Annotated in this window: 2 tRNA genes and 2 rRNA genes (1 of these 4 only partly in view); all 4 read left to right on the top strand. The window is 53.8% G+C overall.

From position 1 onward, the window contains the following. A 16S ribosomal RNA gene (locus QZH66_RS14360) occupies positions 1–592 on the top strand (it extends 1,089 nt beyond the left edge of the window). Positions 593–689: 97 nt separating this feature from the next. Continuing rightward, a tRNA-Ala gene (locus tag QZH66_RS14355) sits at positions 690–765 on the top strand. A 23-nt stretch (positions 766–788) separates the two neighbouring features. Next, positions 789–865: transfer RNA gene (locus QZH66_RS14350), tRNA-Ile, on the top strand. A 225-nt stretch (positions 866–1,090) separates the two neighbouring features. After that, positions 1,091–3,498, top strand: a 23S ribosomal RNA gene (locus tag QZH66_RS14345); the annotation flags it as partial.

Genomic DNA, 3,498 nt, shown 5'->3' with positions numbered 1-3,498 from the left:
GGTTTAATTCGATGCAACGCGAAGAACCTTACCTGGCCTTGACATGCACGGAACCTTCCAGAGATGGGAGGGTGCCTTCGGGAACCGTGACACAGGTGCTGCATGGCTGTCGTCAGCTCGTGTCGTGAGATGTTGGGTTAAGTCCCGCAACGAGCGCAACCCTTGTCCTTAGTTGCCAGCACGTAATGGTGGGAACTCTAAGGAGACCGCCGGTGACAAACCGGAGGAAGGTGGGGATGACGTCAAGTCATCATGGCCCTTACGGCCAGGGCTACACACGTACTACAATGGTGGGGACAGAGGGCTGCAAGCCGGCGACGGTAAGCCAATCCCAGAAACCCCATCTCAGTCCGGATTGGAGTCTGCAACTCGACTCCATGAAGTCGGAATCGCTAGTAATCGCAGATCAGCATTGCTGCGGTGAATACGTTCCCGGGCCTTGTACACACCGCCCGTCACACCATGGGAGTTTGTTGCACCAGAAGCAGGTAGCTTAACCTTCGGGAGGGCGCTTGCCACGGTGTGGCCGATGACTGGGGTGAAGTCGTAACAAGGTAGCCGTATCGGAAGGTGCGGCTGGATCACCTCCTGTTGAGCAAAGACAGCACATCGCCTGTCAGGCGTCCCAACACTAAACCTGAATTCAGAGTTCAACAACGGCAACGGCCGTGGTTGAAAAGTCCCATTACGGGGCCTTAGCTCAGCGGGGAGAGCACCTGCTTTGCAAGCAGGGGGTCGTCGGTTCGATCCCGACAGGCTCCACCATTTTGATGCTGTGCCCGTTTATTGGGTCTGTAGCTCAGGTGGTTAGAGCGCACCCCTGATAAGGGTGAGGTCGGTAGTTCGAGTCTACCCAGACCCACCACTCTGAATGTTAGGCGCATACGAAGAATTTATAGGGATCGGCATTGTGGCTGGTTTCTGTTCTTTTAAAACTTGTGACGTAGCGAGCGTTTGAGATATCTATCTTGACGTGTCGTGGCTAAGGCGGGGACTTTCATGTCCCTTATTTAAATTGAGTCGTTATATTCGTATCCGGGCGTTGTACCCCCGGGTCATATGTATAACCCAAGGCAACTTGCGGTTATATGGTCAAGCGAATAAGCGCACACGGTGGATGCCTTGGCGGTCAGAGGCGATGAAGGACGTGGCAGCCTGCGAAAAGTATCGGGGAGCTGGCAACAAGCTTTGATCCGGTAATGTCCGAATGGGGAAACCCACCGCTCCGGCGGTATTGCATGGTGAATACATAGCCATGCAAGGCGAACCTGGTGAACTGAAATATCTAAGTAACCAGAGGAAAAGAAATCAACCGAGATTCCCTGAGTAGCGACGAGCGAACGGGGAGCAGCCCTTAAGCTGGTATGGCTTTAGAAAAACAGTCTGGAAAGACTGGCCATAGAAGGTGATAGCCCTGTATTTGAAAGGGCCGTACCAGTGAAGACGAGTAGGGCGGGGCACGTGAAACCCTGTCTGAATATGGGGGGACCATCCTCCAAGGCTAAATACTACTGACCGACCGATAGTGAACCAGTACCGTGAGGGAAAGGCGAAAAGAACCCCGGAGAGGGGAGTGAAATAGATCCTGAAACCGTGTGCGTACAAGCAGTAGGAGCTCGCAAGAGTGACTGCGTACCTTTTGTATAATGGGTCAGCGACTTACTGTTCGTGGCAAGCTTAACCGTATAGGGGAGGCGAAGGGAAACCGAGTCTGATAAGGGCGCATAGTCGCGGGCAGTAGACCCGAAACCGGGTGATCTAGTCATGGCCAGGGTGAAGGTGCGGTAACACGCACTGGAGGCCCGAACCCACGTCTGTTGCAAAAGACGGGGATGAGCTGTGATTAGGAGTGAAAAGCTAATCGAACCCGGAGATAGCTGGTTCTCCTCGAAAGCTATTTAGGTAGCGCCTCATATGTATCCTCTCGGGGGTAGAGCACTGTTATGGCTAGGGGGTCATCGCGACTTACCAAACCATTGCAAACTCCGAATACCGAGACGGACTGTATGGGAGACACACGGCGGGTGCTAACGTCCGTCGTGAAAAGGGAAACAACCCAGACCCACAGCTAAGGTCCCAAATTCACTGCTAAGTGGAAAACCATGTGGAAAGGCACAGACAGCCAGGAGGTTGGCTTAGAAGCAGCCACCCTTTAAAGAAAGCGTAATAGCTCACTGGTCGAGTCGGTCTGCGGGGAAGATTTAACGGGGCTAAGCAGTGAACCGAAGCTTGGGGTGTGCATATTTATATGTACGCGGTAGAGGAGCGTTCCGTAAGCCGTTGAAGGTGGATTGAGAAGTCTGCTGGAGGTATCGGAAGTGCGAATGCTGACATGAGTAACGATAATGCGGGTGAAAAACCCGCACGCCGAAAGCCCAAGGTTTCCTTGCGCAACGTTAATCGGCGCAGGGTGAGTCGGCCCCTAAGGCGAGGCAGAAATGCGTAGTCGATGGGAAGCAGGTTAATATTCCTGCACCTCGCGTAAGTGCGATGGAGGGACGGAGAAGGTTAGGTGTACCGGGCGTTGGTTGTCCCGGGGAAAGGCGGTAGGTTGGGATCTTTGGCAAATCCGGGATCCTTTAAGACCGAGCACCGAGACGAGTCTTTAAGACGAAGTCACTGATACCACGCTTCCAGGAAAAGCTCCTAAGCTTCAGCTTACGCAGACCGTACCGTAAACCGACACAGGTGGGTAGGATGAGAATTCTCAGGCGCTTGAGAGAACTCGGGTGAAGGAACTAGGCAACATGGCACCGTAACTTCGGGAGAAGGTGCGCCCTTTTTGGTGGCTCATGCGAGCTAGAGCTGAAGAGGGCCGCAGTAACCAGGCCGCTGCGACTGTTTATCAAAAACACAGCACTCTGCAAACACGAAAGTGGGCGTATAGGGTGTGACGCCTGCCCGGTGCTGGAAGGTTAATTGATGGGGTCAGCCGCAAGGCGAAGCTCTTGATCGAAGCCCCAGTAAACGGCGGCCGTAACTATAACGGTCCTAAGGTAGCGAAATTCCGTGTCGGGTAAGTTCCGACCTGCACGAATGGCGTAACGACAGCGGCGCTGTCTCCACCCGAGACTCAGTGAAATTGAAATCGCTGTGAAGATGCAGCGTTCCCGTGGCAAGACGGAAAGACCCCGTGAACCTTTACTATAGCTTTACACTGAACGTTGAGTTCGTCTGTGTAGGATAGGTGGGAGGCTATGAAACTGTGGCGCTAGCTGCAGCGGAGCCATCCTTGAAATACCACCCTGTCGTGCTTGACGTTCTAACCTAGGTCCGTAATCCGGATCGGGGACCGTGTATGGTGGGTAGTTTGACTGGGGCGGTCTCCTCCCAAAGAGTAACGGAGGAGCTCGAAGGTACGCTCAGCGCGGTCGGACATCGCGCACTGTGTGCAAAGGCATAAGCGTGCTTGACTGCAAGATCGACGGATCAAGCAGGTAGGAAACTAGGACTTAGTGATCCGGTGGTTCTGTATGGAAGGGCCATCGCTCAACGGAT

This window comes from Stenotrophomonas sp. YIM B06876 (assembly GCF_030711595.1).
In the GTDB taxonomy this organism is placed as follows: Bacteria; Pseudomonadota; Gammaproteobacteria; order Xanthomonadales; family Xanthomonadaceae; genus Stenotrophomonas.
This window is presented reverse-complemented; position numbering and strand designations above follow the sequence as displayed.